This window comes from Mesorhizobium sp. M1A.F.Ca.IN.022.06.1.1 (assembly GCF_003952605.1).
Taxonomy (GTDB): domain Bacteria; phylum Pseudomonadota; class Alphaproteobacteria; order Rhizobiales; family Rhizobiaceae; genus Mesorhizobium.
Window position 1 is genome coordinate 3552919 of sequence record NZ_CP034455.1, and the last position, 17601, is coordinate 3570519.

Annotated in this window: 13 protein-coding genes; 11 read left to right on the forward strand and 2 right to left on the reverse strand. The window is 64.1% G+C overall.

What is annotated here, in order from left to right:
* Nucleotides 1–8: 8 nt before the first annotated feature.
* From pal to ftsH, 4 genes are all read left to right on the forward strand, one after another.
* Nucleotides 9–515 (forward strand): peptidoglycan-associated lipoprotein Pal, encoded by a 507-nt coding sequence (gene pal, locus EJ078_RS17015; protein ID WP_067001802.1) that lies wholly within the window; start codon nt 9–11, stop codon nt 513–515.
* A 269-nt stretch (nt 516–784) separates the two neighbouring features.
* Nucleotides 785–1930, forward strand: a complete 1146-nt coding sequence (gene ybgF, locus EJ078_RS17020) for a tol-pal system protein YbgF (RefSeq protein ID WP_127216382.1) — start codon at nt 785–787, stop codon at nt 1928–1930.
* A gap of 51 nt (nt 1931–1981) precedes the next feature.
* Entirely contained in the window at nt 1982–3376 is a 1395-nt protein-coding gene (gene tilS / locus EJ078_RS17025; protein ID WP_127404228.1) for a tRNA lysidine(34) synthetase TilS, read from the forward strand.
* 106 nt (nt 3377–3482) lie between these two features.
* Nucleotides 3483–5417, forward strand: a complete 1935-nt coding sequence (ftsH, locus tag EJ078_RS17030; protein ID WP_067001810.1) for an ATP-dependent zinc metalloprotease FtsH — start codon at nt 3483–3485, stop codon at nt 5415–5417.
* A 385-nt stretch (nt 5418–5802) separates the two neighbouring features.
* Here the strand turns inward: ftsH and EJ078_RS17035 are convergent, their stop codons facing one another.
* Complete coding sequence (locus EJ078_RS17035) at nt 5803–6669, reverse strand: hypothetical protein (protein ID WP_127404311.1); 867 nt, start codon at nt 6667–6669, stop codon at nt 5803–5805.
* Between the two features lie 365 nt (nt 6670–7034).
* Between EJ078_RS17035 and glmM the strand changes: the two genes are divergently transcribed.
* From glmM to serA, 6 genes are all read left to right on the forward strand, one after another.
* Complete coding sequence (glmM, locus tag EJ078_RS17040) at nt 7035–8387, forward strand: phosphoglucosamine mutase (protein WP_067001816.1); 1353 nt, start codon at nt 7035–7037, stop codon at nt 8385–8387.
* 105 nt (nt 8388–8492) lie between these two features.
* The gene (locus EJ078_RS17045) at nt 8493–9863 is read left to right on the forward strand and encodes an IS1182 family transposase (RefSeq protein ID WP_127217539.1); all 1371 of its coding nucleotides are present in this window, start codon (nt 8493–8495) and stop codon (nt 9861–9863) included.
* 299 nt (nt 9864–10162) lie between these two features.
* Entirely contained in the window at nt 10163–10978 is an 816-nt protein-coding gene (locus tag EJ078_RS17050; protein ID WP_127217357.1) for an outer membrane protein, read from the forward strand.
* A 206-nt stretch (nt 10979–11184) separates the two neighbouring features.
* Nucleotides 11185–12045 carry an outer membrane protein gene (locus EJ078_RS17055; protein WP_127217356.1) on the forward strand — a complete coding sequence of 287 codons (861 nt, stop codon included), beginning with the start codon at nt 11185–11187 and terminating at the stop codon, nt 12043–12045.
* Between the two features lie 197 nt (nt 12046–12242).
* Entirely contained in the window at nt 12243–13418 is a 1176-nt protein-coding gene (locus tag EJ078_RS17060; RefSeq protein ID WP_127847445.1) for a phosphoserine transaminase, read from the forward strand.
* A gap of 68 nt (nt 13419–13486) precedes the next feature.
* The gene (serA, locus tag EJ078_RS17065) at nt 13487–15088 is read left to right on the forward strand and encodes a phosphoglycerate dehydrogenase (protein WP_067001828.1); all 1602 of its coding nucleotides are present in this window, start codon (nt 13487–13489) and stop codon (nt 15086–15088) included.
* Nucleotides 15089–15129: 41 nt separating this feature from the next.
* On the opposite strand, the gene EJ078_RS17070 is transcribed toward serA, so the two are convergent.
* Nucleotides 15130–16020, reverse strand: coding sequence for a DMT family transporter (locus EJ078_RS17070; RefSeq protein WP_067319440.1), 891 nt, complete (start codon nt 16018–16020; stop codon nt 15130–15132).
* A gap of 217 nt (nt 16021–16237) precedes the next feature.
* Here EJ078_RS17070 and EJ078_RS17075 point away from each other — a divergent pair, with 217 nt between their 5' ends.
* A complete protein-coding gene (locus tag EJ078_RS17075; protein ID WP_127217072.1) occupies nt 16238–17536 on the forward strand; it encodes an adenylosuccinate synthase in 1299 nt (432 codons plus the stop codon).
* The last annotated feature ends 65 nt before the right edge of the window (nt 17537–17601 follow it).

Below are 17601 nucleotides of genomic sequence, written 5' to 3' on the forward strand. Positions count from 1 at the left end.
GAGGCGGCATGGGCCGTATCGCAGCACTTACCAGAAATCCGGCGATGATCGCGCTGGTGGCGGCTCTGGCCATCACCGGCTGCGCCTCGAAGAAGACCCCGAACAGCGCCGCCGATCTCGGCCTCAACGGCGCCGGCTCTGCCACGCCCGGCTCGGCGCAGGACTTCACCGTCAACATCGGCGACCGCATCTTCTTCGACACCGACTCCTCGTCGATCCGCGCCGACGCGCAGACGACGCTGTCGCGCCAGGCGCAGTGGCTCAACCAGTACAGGCAGTATGCCATCGTCATCGAAGGCCATGCCGACGAGCGCGGCACGCGCGAGTACAATCTGGCGCTGGGCGCCCGCCGCGCCGCTGCCACCCGCGACTTCCTGGTTTCGAAGGGCGTCGCGGCCAACCGTCTGAAGACGATCTCCTACGGCAAGGAACGCCCGGTCGCCGTCTGCGACGACATCTCGTGCTGGTCGCAGAACCGCCGCGCCGTCACCACGCTCTCGGGCGCCGGTTCCTGACGCGCCGCGCCGGAAATCGATATCGATTTTCGGAAACGCTCATAAGCGCCACAGCGTCCTTGGCGCGTCTGACGACGCGCGGCGCTGTGGGCGGCAAAAATACAACATCGCTGAACGAAAGGCGGCCTCCGAGCCGCCTTTTTCATATGCGACAGCTTGAAACAAAATTTGGCCGAAGTCTCGCGTCCTGCTAAGAGCGCGAGGGCGCTTTATCCCCCTCCGATTTGGAAAGGCGCATCGGGCCAACAGATTTCACGGCGAGAGACATAATGCATTTCAGAACGGTCCTGAGCGGCACGCTTGCGCTGCTGCTCCTATCAAGCATCGCAGGCGTCGCCGCCCCGGCGGACAGCGGGCAATCCTCGGACAGCGGGTTTACTTTCCATCTGCCGACGTTGGGCATTTTCGGCGACAAAAAGAAGACCGAGCAGGCGCAAGTCGCCCAGCAGGACGGCGCCGGCATGACCGGTCTGGAGGATCAGATCCGGCAGATGAACGGCAAGCTTGAGGAACTCAATTTCCAGATCCTGCAAATGCAGGAGCAGATGCGCAAGCAGCAGGAGGACAACGAGTTCCGCTTCCAGCAACTCGAAGGCGGCTCGCAGGGCGCGAAGCCAACGGGCCAGAAGAAGTCGGAGACCGCGCCGCAGGACGGCAGCAGCGGCAACACGAATATGGGCGATGCTGGCGCCGGCGACAGCGGCACCGACACCAACGTCGCAACGGCTCCGGCGACGCAAGCTGCGCCCGGCACGGCTCCGCAGGACGGCGGCGGCAAGAGCGTCGGCGACGTCATCGTCGAGTCTCAGACCGGCGACCCGGGCAAGTTGATCACCGGCGCGCCGCCGAAGACCTTCGGCACCATTACCGTCGACAAGAACGGCAATGTCGTCAATGCCGACCCCGCCCCGCAGGCGGGCTCGCAGACGGAAGCTCCCGCGGCTACGGCAAACGCGCCTGCCGCCGAGACCGGCGGCAAGCCTGGCAAAGGCAAGTCCGGCGGCACGGTCATGGCCTCGCTGCCCTCGACCAACAATCCGGACGAGCTCTACCGCAACTCCTACCAATTCATCCTGTCGGGCGACTATCCCACCGCCGAGCAGGGTTTCCGCGACCATATCTCGCGCTTTCCCAAGGACGCCAAAGCGGCGGACGCGCATTACTGGCTGGGCGAATCCCTGCTTGGCCAGCAGAAATATCGCGACGCGGCGGAGGTTTTCCTGGCCGCCAGCAAGGATTATCCGAAGGCCAAGAAGGCGCCCGACATGCTGCTCAAGCTCGGCGTATCGCTGGTCGGCCTCAAGCAGAACGACGTGGCCTGCGCCACTTTCAACGAGATCGGCAAGCGCTACCCGGATGTTTCCGGCACGCTGAAGGAACGCATCAAGCAGGAAAAGGCGCTGGCCTCGTGCTAGCTTGCGTGTCGTTGTCCCAGAATCGGGACCGCTTTTGGACGACGCGCAGTGATGTTCGATACCGAGACTGACCTTTCGGATCGCCTTTTCCAAGACTTCGACTTCTCCCACGGCGCCGTTGCGGCCGTGTCCGGCGGCAGCGACTCGACCGCCCTTCTTCTTCTGCTCAAGCACCACCTCGACCGTACCCTGCCCGCGGCAAGGCTGCTTGCGGTGACGATCGATCATGGCCTCAGACCAAGCTCGGCAGCCGAAGCGCAAGCTGTCGCCCGGCTTTGCGCCGAGCACGGCATCGCGCATCGCACGCTCGTCTGGTCCGGCCGCAAGCCATCGACCGGCTTGCCGGCCGCCGCGCGCGAGGCGCGCTACCGGCTGCTGGCCGAGGCAGCCGAAGCGGCAGGCATCGGCGCGGTGGTGACCGGACATACCGCCGACGACCAGGCCGAGACCGTGCTGATGCGGCAAGTTCGTGAAGAGGAGGCCCGCGACGAGGATCCACGCGTCGGCCGCGGGCTCGCCGGCATGGCGCCCGCCACGCTCTACGATTGGCGGGTCTGGATCGCCCGCCCGCTGCTCGCCACGCGCCGCGCGGCATTGCGGGAGATGCTGAAGCGTCGCGGCATCGGCTGGACCGAGGATCCGACCAATGTCGACCGGCGCTTCGAGCGGCCGCGCCTGCGCATCTCGCTTGCAGGCAGAGACGGCGAGGCGCGTTTCAAGGAAGCAATCGCGAAGGCCGGACAGGCAGCCGCCGAGCGCGAGAACCTCGGCCAGCGTGCGGCGGCGCTGATCGGCGCCTTCGCTAGCCAGCCGGCTCCGGGGCTTATCCGCCTCGATCGCGATTTCGCAAGTGGTGAGGATAGCGAAGCCGCCGTCTATGCATTTCGCATCCTGCTCGCCGCGGTTGGCGGCGTCACGTTCCTTGTCGACGAGGCGCGTTGCCGGGCGCTGTTCGAGCATCTGCGGTCGGGGACGCTTTGCGCCACATTGTCGCGGACGGTGGTCGACGCGCGCCGCACCGGCGGCATCTTCCTCCACCGCGAGGCCCGCAATCTGCCCGCCGTTCCGGCTGCTGAGCAGGCCTTGTGGGACGGTCGGCGGAGGATCACATTGAGCGACAGGCCGAGCGGGTTGGTGATCGCGCCAGCAGGTCTCGGCGCCGCCAAGCGATTTACCCCGGAAGGCGACGTTCCGGCGAGCTTGCTGCGCAAGGCGCAGGCCGCCGAGCCCGCGCTGTGGCGCGGCGGCGAACGCCTTGATTTGGCTGGCGGCGATGCCGCGCCGCCGGCGATGGCGATCGTTCCTGCGGTGTCGCCCTTCACCCGCTTCCTGCCGTCCTTCGATCTCCGGCCCGCTGCCGCCGTCGCCGCGCTGATCGGCGCGCCGCCGCTGCCGCCGTCGCCTTTTCGCGGCCATGATCGCGGCGGAGCATGGGCGAAAGCTTAACCGAGGCATGCTGTTCTGCTTGGCAAGGGGAGACGCTCTCCCTATGTTAGGCCCAAGCCTCCAATCATCATCGTGGGTCCGCGCGCGGACGCCAACAGGACAATAGATGAATCCGAATTATCGCAACCTCGCGCTCTGGGCGATCATAGCGGTCCTGCTCATCGCCTTGTTCAATCTTTTCCAGACGCCGCAGACGCGCGGCGCTTCGAGCGAGATTGCCTATTCGCAGTTCCTGCAGGATGTCTCTTCCGGCCGGGTCAAGAGCGTGACGATCGCCGGCGCCCGTATCTCGGGCAACTACACGGACAACGCCAACGGCTTCCAGACCTATTCGCCGGGCGATCCGTCGCTGGTCTCCAGGCTGCAGGACAAGAACGTCACCATCAACGCGCGGCCTGAAAGCGACGGTTCGAACTCGCTGTTCGGCTATCTGATCTCGTGGCTGCCGATGATCCTGATCCTCGGCGTGTGGATATTCTTCATGCGCCAGATGCAGTCCGGCTCCGGCCGCGCCATGGGCTTCGGCAAGTCGAAGGCGAAGTTGCTCACCGAGGCGCATGGCCGCGTCACCTTCCAGGACGTCGCCGGCGTCGACGAGGCCAAGGAGGACCTGGAGGAGATCGTCGAGTTCCTGCGCGATCCGCAGAAGTTCCAGCGGCTCGGCGGCAAGATCCCGCGCGGCGTGCTGCTGGTCGGCCCTCCCGGAACCGGCAAGACGCTGCTCGCCCGCTCCGTCGCAGGCGAGGCCAACGTGCCGTTCTTCACCATCTCCGGCTCGGATTTCGTCGAGATGTTCGTCGGCGTCGGCGCAAGCCGGGTGCGCGACATGTTCGACCAGGCCAAGAAGAACGCCCCCTGCATCATCTTCATCGACGAAATCGACGCCGTCGGCCGCCATCGCGGCGCCGGCCTCGGCGGCGGCAATGACGAGCGCGAGCAGACGCTGAACCAGCTGCTGGTCGAGATGGACGGCTTCGAGTCCAACGAAAGCATCATCCTGATCGCCGCCACCAACCGGCCCGACGTGCTCGACCCGGCGCTGCTCAGGCCGGGCCGCTTCGACCGCCAGGTGGTCGTGCCGAACCCCGACATCGTCGGCCGCGAGAAGATCCTCAAGGTGCATGTGCGCAACGTGCCGCTGGCGCCCAATGTCGACCTCAAGGTCATCGCGCGCGGCACGCCCGGCTTCTCCGGCGCCGACCTGATGAACCTGGTCAACGAATCCGCGCTGATGGCGGCGCGTCGCAACAAGCGGCTCGTCACCATGGCCGAGTTCGAGGACGCCAAGGACAAGATCATGATGGGCGCCGAGCGCCGCTCGTCGGCGATGACGCAGGCCGAGAAGGAGCTGACCGCCTATCACGAGGCAGGCCACGCCATCCTGGCGCTCAACGTGCCGACGGCCGATCCGCTGCACAAGGCGACCATCATCCCGCGCGGCCGCGCGCTCGGCATGGTCATGCAGCTGCCGGAAGGCGACCGCTATTCGATGAGCTACAAATACATGATCTCGAGGCTGGCGATCATGATGGGCGGCCGCGTCGCCGAGGAGTTCAAGTTCGGCAAGGAGAACATCACCTCCGGCGCCTCCTCCGACATCGAGCAGGCGACCAAGCTGGCGCGCGCCATGGTCACGCGCTGGGGCTTCTCCGACAAGCTCGGCCATGTCGCCTATGGCGACAACCAGGAAGAGGTCTTCCTCGGCCATTCGGTGGCGCGCCAGCAGAACATCTCGGAAGAGACCGCGCAGATCATCGACGCCGAGGTGCGCCGGCTGATCGACGATGCCTATTCCACCGCCAAGACCGTGCTGACCAAGAAGAAGAAGGACTGGATCGCGCTGGCCGAAGGGCTGCTCGAATACGAGACCCTGACCGGCGAGGAGATCAAGCAGCTGATCGCTGGCCACAAGCCCGCCCGCGACCTTGGCGACGACACGCCGCCCAGCCGCGGCTCGGCTGTGCCGAAAGCCGGCACCGGCGGCCGTCGCAAGAAGGGCCCCGAGCCCGAAGGCGGCATGGAGCCGCAGCCGCAGGGCTAAGGCTCGATCGAAAACGAAACATAAAAAACGACGCCGCGGCTCAGACCGCGGCGTTGTTGTTTGGGAGGTCACAGACGATTGGCGAGTCGCTCGCGGACCGCACCTGCAAGATCGGCGTCCGGCGCAAGCGCCAATCTTCCTTCTGGCTCATCACGCTTCTGGCCTCGCATGGCACCCCGAACCTCCCGCGCAAAACGCACGAAACTGTTCGCGATGTCTTCGCACACCTGTTCGCGATGTCCTCAGTCCATATAGGGGGAGATTGGTAGCTTCGCCGGCGGGGGTTCTTTTGCGACGCCGATATGCCTCTTTAAGCGCGTCCAACGAAAAAGCCCGCGCATCTCGCGATGCGCGGGCCTTGGTCTTGGAGGTAAGCGCTGAGCGATCAGCTCTTCAGCTTGGCGTTGCAGAGGCTGTAGAAGCCGCCGCCCTTCTGGATCCACCGCAGGCCGTTCAGCGTGTTGGCGTCCTTGTTGGCATAGTACTGCTCGAGGCAAGTGTGCATGCGGGCCTTGGCCGGCGTCTCGTTGGCGAATTTCGGCGAGATGGCGGTCGGGAAGGTCACGCCCTTCGGCGCAGCGACGCTGGGCTTTGCCGGTTCCTTGGTGAAAGTCGCCTCGGTCGGAGCCGGCACGGTGTCGTCGTCGTCGCCGGCGCCGCATTCGGCCTTGCGGAAGTCGTTCCACTTCATGCCGTTGAGCTTGTTGGCGGTCTTGGCAGCCTGGTACTTGCTGCTGCATTCGGCCATGGTCAGGCCCTTGGCCGAACCACCGTCAGCGGCAGCGGTGGAAGTCTTGCTGGCGGCAGGTTTGGCGGTTGCCGCAGCAGTGGCGCCGGGGCCGCATTCAGCCCTGCGGAAATCGTTCCACTTCATGCCGTTCAGCGTGCCGGCCGCCTTAGCGGCCTGATACTTGGTGCTGCATTCCTTTGCGGTCAGGCCCTTGGCCGTGTCGTCCGAGGCAGCTGCCGTCTTTGCCTTCTTGGTGTCAGAAGCCTTGGTCTCGGTCGCAGCCTTGGTCTCAGTCGCCGCCTTGGTGTCGGTCGCCGCCTTGGTGTCGGTCGCGGCGGAAGCGTCGCTGCCGCACTGGGCCTTGCGGAACTGGTTCCAGGTCTGGCCATTGAGCGTTCCGGCGTCCTTGGCCGCGTTGTACTTGGTGCTGCACTCGGCCATGGTCAGCGCGTTGGCCGGCGCCGCCAGGAACAGGGTTGCGACGGCGATGCCCGTCAATGTTGCAAGTCTATGAATAAGCATGGCGTTTTTCTCCCTTGCTGCCGCCAAATGGTGCCTATACCAAATCAATAGCTCTCAACTTCGGGCTGCGCCAGATGCTTCCCGCGCGGATGCCCTCACAAAGTGTGTTCCTGCCGACAAGGTGCTAAATTGCTGGCGCTCGGTTCGAGCAAATAAGGTTTTTCCAACCATGTCGGGCGGAAAAGCTGTCTGGGCTTCTATATTCCCGCTACAACGAGAGGTCGTGGCAGGCTGCCGAATCACTTGACCGGTCCGCGACAATGATTTTCTAAGGAATGGTAATATATAATCACGAAACGTGATGATCGGATGCGGCCCAAATCTGGCAATACGGGCGGCTGAAACCGACGGGGACTTTGGCAGGTATGGCAGGGCAGTATTTCGGCACCGACGGCATTCGCGGACGCGCCAACAAGTTTCCCATGACGGCCGAGGTGGCCATGCGGGTGGGTATGGCCGCCGGCCTTTCTTTCCAGCGGGGCAACCATCGGCACCGCGTCGTGCTCGGCAAGGACACGCGGCTTTCCGGCTACATGATCGAGAACGCGATGGTGTCAGGCCTGTGCGCCGCCGGCATGGACGTGTTCCTGCTCGGGCCGATTCCGACACCGGCGGTCGCCATGCTGGTGCGCTCGCTGCGCGCCGACATCGGGGTGATGATCTCGGCCTCGCATAACCCCTATTACGACAACGGCATCAAGCTGTTCGGCCCCGACGGCTATAAGCTCTCCGACGAGATCGAGGAGCGAATCGAAGGCATGCTCGACAAGGACATCGAGTTGTCGCTTGCCGATTCCGACGGGCTGGGGCGTGCCAAGCGCGTCGACGGCGTCCACGACCGCTATATCGAATTCGCCAAGCGCACGCTGCCGCGCTCGATGTCGCTTTCCGGGCTTCGGATCGTCGTCGATTGCGCGAACGGCGCCTCCTACAAGGTGGCGCCGGAGGCGCTGTGGGAGCTCGGCGCCGAGGTGGTCGCCATCAATGTCGAGCCGAACGGCTTCAACATCAACAAGGAGTGCGGCTCGACCCATCCGGCCGGCCTGCAGAAGAAGGTGCACGAGGTGCGCGCCGATATCGGCATCGCGCTCGACGGCGACGCCGACCGTGTGGTCATCGTCGACGAGAACGGCGCCATCGTCGACGGCGACCAGATCATGGCGCTGATCGCCGAGTCCTGGCACCAGAGCGGACGGCTGGCCGGCGGCGGCGTCGTCTCGACGGTGATGTCCAATCTCGGTCTCGAGCGTTTCCTTGGCGACATGAAGCTGCAGCTGCACCGCACCAAGGTCGGCGACCGCTATGTCGTCGAGCACATGCGCGCGCACGGCCTCAATGTCGGCGGGGAGCAGTCCGGCCATATTGTGCTGTCCGATTTCTCGACCACCGGAGACGGCCTGGTTTCGGCGCTGCAGGTGCTGGCCTGCATCAAGCGGCAGAACCGGCCGGTCAGCGAGCTGTCGAAAAAGTTCGAGCCGGTGCCTCAGCTTCTGAAGAACGTCCGCATCTCCGGCGGCAAGCCGCTGGAGGAGGCGCCGGTCAAGGCAGCCATCGAGGAAGGGCGCAACCGCCTGGGCAAGGCCGGCCGCCTCGTTATCCGACCGTCCGGCACCGAGCCGCTCATCCGCGTCATGGCCGAAGGCGACGATCCGCAGCTGGTCGAGGCCGTCGTCAACGAGATCGTCGGCATCATCTCGGATACCCGCAGCGCCGCCTGATCGCCGCCGCAAAGCGGACGATCGCATCTGCAAGCCCGCCGCCAGGCGGGCTCAGACTGCTGACAAACCCCTGGCGTTTGCCGGGGGTTTTTGATTCACTGGGTCATGTTGAAGCGACCCGCCCCTGAACAGACCGCGCTTGAGATGGTGACGTTGGATCAGCTGGTTCCGGCCGATCATCTGTTGCGCAAGATCGATCGATCGATCGACTTCTCGTTCATCCACGGTCTGACGGCGCCATTGTACTGCGCCGACAATGGCCGCCCGCCGCTGGACCCGACCTTGATGTTCAAGGCGCTGTTCATCGGCTACCTGTTCGGAGTGCGCTCGGAGCGGCAATTGGTGCGCGAGATCGAGGTCAATGTCGCCTACCGCTGGTTCCTGCGGCTGAAGCTGACCGACAAGGTGTTCGACGCCTCGACGCTGTCGCAGAACCGTCGTCGGCGCTACCAGGACGAGACGATCGCGCAGGCGATCTTCGACCGCATCGTGGAGCAGGCGATCCTTGCGGGGCTGGTGGACGGGACGGTGCTGTATACCGACAGCACGCACCTGAAGGCCAACGCCAACAAGGGCAAATACGACCTTGCCATGGTCGCCAAGTCGCGTGCCGACTACTGGGGCGAGCTCGACCGCGCCATCGAGACGGAACGGGCGCTGCACGGTCAGAAGCCGCTGAAGCAGAAAGAGCGCAAGCCGCCGGTCAAGCAGACCAAGGTCTCGCGCGCCGATCCGGAGGCCGGCTACATGGTGCGCGAGGGCAAGCCGAAGGGCTTCTTCTATCTCGATCACCGCACGGTGGACGGTCGTTGCGGCATCATCACCGATACCTTCGCCACGCCGGCCAACATGCATGACTCGATCGTCTATCTTGGCCGGCTCGACCGCCAGGTGGAGCGCTTCGGCTTCGTTGTGGCGGCGGCGGGGCTGGATGCCGGCTATGCCACGCCAGGCATCGCCAAGGGGCTGGAGGACAGGAACATCCGGGGCGTCATCGGCTATCGCAACCCGACCCCGCCAAGGCCCGGCAAGATGAGGAAGAGCGCCTTCGTCCATGAACCGGATCGGGACGGCTATCGTTGTCCGCAGGGCCAGTTGCTCACCTACGCCAGCACCGATCGCGGCGGGTATCGTCATTACAGAAGCGATCCGGCCATCTGCCGCGACTGTCCGCTGCTGGCCTCCTGCACCTCAAACGCCAAGGCCGAGCGCACCATCACACGCCATGTCTGGCAGGATCAACGCGAGCGCGTCGATGCCAACCGGCTCACGGCTTGGGGCAAGGCCATCTACCGGCGTCGCAAGGAGACGGTCGAGCGATCCTTCGCCGATGCCAAGCAGCTGTTCGGCCATCGCTACGCCCGCTTCCGAGGGCGAACCCGCGTCGCCTGCCAGTGCCTGATCGCAGCCGCCGCCCAGAACATGAAAAAGATCGCAATCAGCCTCTGGCCAAAGCCCAAACCGGTCCTCGCCTGAGGCCAAATCTGCGTCGGCGGCCTCCTGACATCCGCTCCCGCCACCAATTTCCCAAGCGCAATCAATCTGCAAAACAAAACCCCGCCGAAAATCGACGGGGTTCGTCAGCAGTCTGAGCCCGCCGCCAGGCGGGCTTTTTCGCGCGCTCACAACACCCCGGACAACGGAATACCCTCTAAAATTGTAGGCATTCGTGGTTAATCGGTACGGTTAAACGGCTTTTAACCTTTGCAATTCATTATCCACGCCGAGGTTCATCTTCGGGCGATGTCGTCCCGAGGCTTCTTAGGGGTGACAGCATGTTCGATACCGCAAGAATGGCACTGTTTGCCGCGCTGTTGGCGGGAGTGGCCGGACCGGCCCTCGCCGCCGACCTCGGGGAACCACCGCCGGTGGAGGAAGCTCCGCCGCCGGTGGTCGAGGCTCAGCCGATCGACGTCGGCGGCTGGTATATTCGCGGCGACATCGACTACCACAAGTCGACCTTGCGCGGCATCGACTACATTACATACGGGCCACCGCCCGGCACCAACGATTTCGATTTCGGCAAGCTGAAGAGCGGCTTCTCGCTCGGCGGCGGCGTCGGCTACAAGATCAACGATTACTTCCGGACCGATCTGACGGCAGACTATTGGTTCAAGTCGGACTTCAACGGTCAGACCTCGGACCTCGTCACGACATCAACCGAGGTGTCGAGGATGAGCGCGCTGCTGCTGTTGGCCAATGCCTATGTCGATATCGGCACCTATCACGGCATCACGCCTTACGTCGGCGCCGGCATCGGCGGCGCCCACGTCAAGTGGGACACGGTCCACGATCCGAACACCACCGAAACCAACCCGGGTTCGTCCAACTGGCGCTTCGCCTATGCGCTCATGGCCGGCGCTTCCTACTGCCTGACCGACAGGGTGATCCTCGACGCTGGCTACCGCTTCACTCACATCCAGGGCGGGCGCATGTTCGAGTTCGATTCGACGAGTTCCGGGCCGGGGTTCGACCACGGCATCAACACGCATGAGGTGCGCGGCGGTCTGCGCTACCAGTTTGGCGGCAACAATGGGTGCGCTACACCGGTGGCCTACCAGCCTGAGCCGGAGCCGATCTACACCAAGTAGCCGCTTCGAGATCCTGAAATTCTGCCGATCGCCCGGCGCCAGCCGGGCGATTTTCTTTTGTGGGTGGCCGGTAAAACAGCATCGAAATCAATTCGGTAACTCCCTGTTATCCTTAACCGGCACTTAACCACTATGGTTAACAATGCTCCTGAAACGGCAGCTGTGCTCGCGTTCGCGACTGGTGCCAATCTCAGGAGCCGGGGACCATGACATCAAAATCGCGTATCGCACTGGCGCTCGCCGCAATCGTGCTGATGCCGGCGACACAGGCGGTGTCAGCCGACTACGATCCGCCGATCTATGTCGACCAGGCGCCGGACTATCAGCCGGTCGAGGTAGGCTCCGGCTGGTACCTCCGCGGCGACGTCGGCTACGCTTTCAGCCACCCGTTCAAGCATGAGGAAACCTCGTCGGGACCGCTCAACAGCTTCAGCGATGAGTCCAGCTTGTTCAGCGGCAGCATCGGCATGGGCTATCACGTCAACGACTACCTGCGGGTCGAGTTGAACGGTGGAATCCTGCCGACCGACAAGTTCGCCGCCCATGACAGACTGGGAGCCACCTGCGACGGGCACACGCTTGTGGACGACGGTTTCGGAACGATCAATTCCGTTGCGACCAGCCAGGCCTGCGACCTTTCCGACAACGCTTCCAACAAGGGCTACAGCATCATGGCCAATGGCTATGTAGACCTGGGCACCTATGTCGGGCTCACGCCCTATATCGGCGGCGGCATCGGGCTCGCCTACAACAAATACTACAGAAGCATCGGCGCGCGCGACTGCGTGGAGGTTCCTACGAACAGCGCCGGCACCGGCGGATTTTTCTGCGACGATCCGGCCGGCTATGAAGGGCAGACCGATACTGCGGCAAAGTTCAATCTGGCCTATTCCATCGGCGCAGGGCTCTCTTACCAGGTCACGAAGAACGTTTCGGTCGATCTCGGCTACGAATACTTGTCCGTCCCAGCGGCGAAATACGTCGCCTATGATGGTGGCGCTTTCAATATCCGCAAGGGCATTGACTATCAGACGGTCAAGCTCGGGCTGCGCTACGATCTTTGGTGAGCGAGAGAACTCGGAAATTGCCGCCGGCGGATCGAGCGGTCCGCCGTTCTTTTTCGTTTCCGGCGCGTGGTGCCGTGAAACAAATATCCCGACAGCGACAAAAACTTTGCTCTTGACGCCGAAAGCCTGAAAGCATATCGCCGTCCGTGGGCCACCCCTCCCCAACGAGGGGCCACTATCTGGAAGGATAGACCACGATGACGACGTTTACCAAGCCCGGACTCCGTCCGGCAAACCCCAATTTCTCCTCAGGTCCCTGTGCAAAACGCCCCGGCTGGTCGGTTGAGGCGCTGGAAGCTGCTGCGCTCGGACGCTCCCACCGCGCCAAGATCGGCAAGGGCAAGCTCGAACAGGCGATCGAGCTGACGCGCGAAATCCTCAAGGTCCCGGCCGGCTACCGGATCGGCATCGTGCCGGCATCCGATACCGGCGCGGTCGAGATGGCACTGTGGTCGCTGCTTGGCGAGCGCGGCGTCGACATGGTCGCCTGGGAAAGTTTCGGTTCCGGCTGGGTGACCGATGTCGTCAAGCAGCTCAAGCTCGCCGATGTGCGCAAGTTCGAGGCCGACTACGGCGTATTGCCGGATCTGACGCAGATCGATTTCGAGCGCGACGTGGTCTTCACCTGGAACGGCACGACCTCCGGCGTGCGCGTGCCGGACGGCGATTTCATTCCGACCGACCGCAAGGGTCTCACCATCTGCGACGCCACCTCGGCGGCGTTCGCGCAGCGGCTCGACTTCGATAAACTCGACGTCGTCACCTTCTCCTGGCAGAAGGTGCTGGGCGGCGAGGGCGCGCACGGCATGCTGATCCTCAGCCCGCGCGCCGTCGAGCGGCTGGAAACCTACAAGCCGGCCTGGCCGCTGCCGAAGATCTTCCGCCTGACTTCCGGCGGCAAGCTGATCGAGGGCATCTTTAAGGGCGAGACCATCAACACGCCGTCGATGCTGTGCGTCGAGGACTATCTCGATGCGCTTCAATGGGCGAAGTCGATCGGCGGCCTGGAAGCGCTGATCGCCCGCGCCGACGCCAACGCCGCGGTGCTGGACCGGTTCGTGGCCAGGTCGTCGTGGCTCGGCCATCTGGCCGTCGATCCGGCGACGCGCTCAAACACTTCCGTGTGCCTGTCCTTCACCGATCCGGACGTGGCGGCGCTCGATGCCGACGGTCAGGCGGCTTTCGCCAAAGGTATCGTCTCGACGCTCGACAAGGAAGATGTCGCCTACGACATCGGCTCCTACCGCGACGCGCCGCCCGGCCTTCGCATCTGGTGCGGCGCGACCGTCGAGACCTCCGATCTCGAAGCACTGCTGCCCTGGCTCGACTGGGCCTTCGCCATGCAGAAGGCGTCGCTGAAAGCGGCCGCCTGAGTCAATTCGCGGCGGCCTTCGGGCCGCCGATCCCAAACGGATCAATCCCATTCTTCAAGGAGGCCGCCATGGCGCCCCGCGTTCTCGTCTCGGATAAACTTTCAACCACCGCCGTGCAGATCTTCAAGGACCGCGGCATCGAGGTCGACTACCTGCCCGATCTCGGCAAGGACAAGGAAAAGCTTCTCGAAGTGATCGGCCAGTATGACGGCCTCGCCATCCGCTCGGCGACCAAGGTCACCGAGAAGCTGATCAATGCCGCCACCAGGCTCAAGGTCGTCGGCCGCGCCGGCATCGGCGTCGACAATGTCGACATTCCGGCGGCGAGCCGCAAGGGCATCATCGTGATGAACACGCCCTTCGGCAACTCGATCACCACGGCCGAGCATGCCGTTGCGATGATCTTCGCGCTGGCGCGCCAAATCCCGGAGGCCAACGCCTCGACCCATGCGGGAAAATGGGAGAAGAACCGCTTCATGGGCGTCGAGATCACCGGCAAGACGCTGGGCGTGATCGGCTGCGGCAATATCGGCTCGATCGTCGCGACGCGCGGCGTCGGCCTGAAGATGCATGTCGTGGCTTTCGATCCGTTCCTGTCGGACAGCCGCGCTGAAGAGCTCGGCGTCGAGAAGGTCGAGCTCGACGAGCTTTTCGCGCGCGCCGACTTCATAACCTTGCACACGCCGCTGACCGACAAGACGCGCAACATCATCGATGCGGCCGCGATCGCCAAGATGAAGGACGGCGTGCGCATCATCAATTGCGCGCGCGGCGGGCTGGTCGTCGAGGCCGACCTGGTCGCGGCACTGAAGAGCGGCAAGGTGGCCGGCGCCGGCGTCGATGTTTTCGAGGCCGAGCCGGCGGAGAACAATCCGCTGTTCGGCATGCAGAATGTCGTGGCAACCCCGCATCTCGGCGCCTCGACCACCGAGGCGCAGGAGAACGTTGCGCTGCAAGTGGCCGAGCAGATGGCCGATTACCTGATCAAGGGCGCCGTTTCCAACGCCATCAACATGCCCTCGATCACCGCCGAGGAAGCGCCCCGACTGAAACCCTTCGTCAAGCTGGCCGAGGTGCTCGGCGCCTTTGTCGGCCAGGTCACCGAAGATCCGATCAAGGAGGTGGAGATACTGTTCGACGGCTCGACCGCGACGATGAACACGCGCGCGCTGGTGAGCGCCACTCTTGCCGGCCTGATCCGGCCGCAGGTCTCCGACGTCAACATGGTGTCGGCGCCGATCATGGTGAAGGAGCGCGGCATTATCGTCGCCGAGGTCAAGCGCGACAAATCTGGCGTCTTCGACGGCTACATCAAGCTCACCGTCAAGACCGAGCATATGACGCGCTCGATCGCCGGGACCTGCTTCTCGGACGGCAAGCCGCGCTTCATCCAGATCAAGGGCATCAACCTCGATGCCGAGGTCGGCCAGCACATGCTCTACACGACCAATGCCGACGCGCCCGGCATCATCGGCCTGCTCGGCACCGTCTGCGGTGAGAACGGCGTCAACATCGCCAACTTCCAGCTCGGCCGCAACCGGCCGGGCGGCGATGCGATCGCGCTGCTCTATCTCGACGCACCCTTCCCGGAAAGGGTGCTCGATCAACTGCGGGCGCACCAATCGATCGATTCGGCCAAACCGCTGCACTTCGATGTCGGCGCCGCCTGAAAGATCATGCCCCGCATGCTTCGGCATGCGGGGCATTTCCCCTACAGAACGGCCCTGCTGCCACTGTATTCGGCCAGCGCGATGCCTCCGAGCACGAGCGCAAGCGCAAGACCCTGATAGAATTGGAACTGCTCGCCGACGATCAGCACCGAAAGCAGGGTGCCGAAGATTGGCACCAGATTGATGAACAGTCCGGCGCGATTGGCGCCGATCAGCTCGTTGCCCTTGATGTAGAAGATCTGCGAGACGACGGACGCGCCGAGCGCGGTGTAGAACGCGACCGCCCATCCTCGCGCGTCCGGGACGATGACGCGGCCCGCCGCCACTTCCCAGACAAAGAACGGCACCGAGGTCAAAAGCGCGGCGAGCGACAGAGCCAGCATGAAGCTTTGCCAGCGAACGGCCGGCTTCAGGCGCAGCCCCACCGAATAGAGGCTGTAGCAGAGGACCGCGACCAGCATGATGGCGTCGCCGAAATTGAGCTCGAGCTTCAGCAGCTGACCGAGGTCGCCATGGCTCGCGGTCAGGGCGACGCCGAGGATGGTGAGCGCGACGCCGACGATCTGCAGGCGCTGCACGTGCAGCCTAAACAGCACGAAGTTGGCGAGGATGATGACGATCGGTATGGCGGCCTGCTCGATCGAGACATTGATGGCGGTCGTATAGTTCAGCGCCGTGTAGAAGATGACGTTGAACACCGTGAAGCCGCAGGCGCCGAGGCCGGCGACCAGCAGCCAATGCCGGCGCAGTTCAGGCCAATCCTCGCGAAACGTCCGCCAGCCGACGGGCAGCATGATCAGCACCGCCAGCACCCAGCGCAGGAAAACCAACGTCATCGGCGACACATGGCCGACGGCAAGCTTGCCGGCCACGGAATTGCCGCCCCACAGCAGCATGGTGGAGAGCAGGAACAGATAGGCGGCTCGATGCATCGCTTAATCCTGGACCGGCAGGCGCGGTGGAAGAAGGATGCCGGCCTATTGCGATGGCGAGGCCAAGTAAATGATGCGAAAGCCGGAATTTGTTGTGCCTGGTTTGTTGTGCCCTGGGTGGTTTCGGGGACAAAGAAGGGGTCGCATCGGCCTGCACATGAGGCTATAGAGGCCTGTCGTTTCAAGCCGCCAAGGCGGCATCTCAAGGGAAAAGAACATGGCCAATGTGGTGGTCGTCGGCTCGCAGTGGGGCGACGAAGGCAAGGGCAAGATCGTCGACTGGCTGTCGGAGCGCGCCGACGTGGTCGTGCGCTTCCAGGGCGGCCACAATGCAGGTCATACCCTGGTCGTCGACGGCAAGGTCTACAAGCTTTCGCTCTTGCCGTCCGGCGTGGTCAGAGAGGGCAAGCTGTCGATCATCGGCAACGGGGTGGTCTTCGATCCGCACGCCTTCGTCGCGGAAACAAAGAAGCTCAAGGAGCAGGGCGTGGAGGTGACGCCCGAACGCCTGAAAATCGCCGAAAACACCGCGCTTATCCTGTCGCTGCACCGGGAGCTGGACGGGTTCCGCGAAGACGCCGCCTCGAATTCCGGAACCAAGATTGGCACGACCCGCCGCGGCATCGGCCCCGCATATGAGGACAAGGTGGGCCGGCGTGCGGTGCGGGTGATGGATCTGGCGGATTTGGAAACGCTTCCCCTGAAGGTCGACAGGCTGCTCACGCATCATAATGCGCTGCGCCGCGGGCTCGGCCATCCGGAAGCGACCCAGGAGGCGATCATGCAGGAGCTGACCTCGGTGGCCGGCGAGATCCTGCCTTACATGGACCGCGTCTGGAAGGTGCTCGACGACAAGCGCCGCGCGGGTGCGCGCATCCTGTTCGAGGGCGCGCAAGGCACGCTGCTCGATATCGACCACGGCACCTATCCCTTCGTCACCTCATCCAACACCGTGGCAGGGCAAGCGGCCGCCGGCTCCGGCACCGGCCCCAGCGCGATCGGCTATGTGCTCGGCATCACCAAGGCCTATACGACGCGCGTCGGCGAAGGGCCGTTCCCGACCGAGCAGAAGAATGAGGTCGGCGAGTTCCTCGGCACGCGCGGCCACGAATTCGGCGTCGTCACCGGCCGCAAGCGCCGCTGCGGCTGGTTCGACGCCGTGCTGGTGCGCCAGGCGGTGGCCGTCAACGGCATCAAGGGCATCGCGCTCACCAAACTCGACGTGCTCGACGGGCTGGACGAGATCAAGGTCTGCACCGGCTATCGCCTCGATGGCGAGTTGATCGACTATCTGCCGGCCAGCCAGGGCGCCCAGTCGCGCGTCGAGCCGGTCTATGAGACGCTCGAAGGCTGGAAGGGAACGACGGCCGGCGCCAGGAGCTGGAACGATCTGCCGGCGCAAGCCGTCAAATATGTCCGCCACATCGAGGAGCTGATCGGCGCCCCGGTTGCACTGCTTTCCACCAGCCCGGAGCGGGACGACACGATACTTGTGACCGATCCGTTTCAAGACTAGTTTCACAGCGCTTCCAGGCGCTACGGCTGATTTGCGGCCGGCCCGGGAAAGAATTGCAGGTCGAC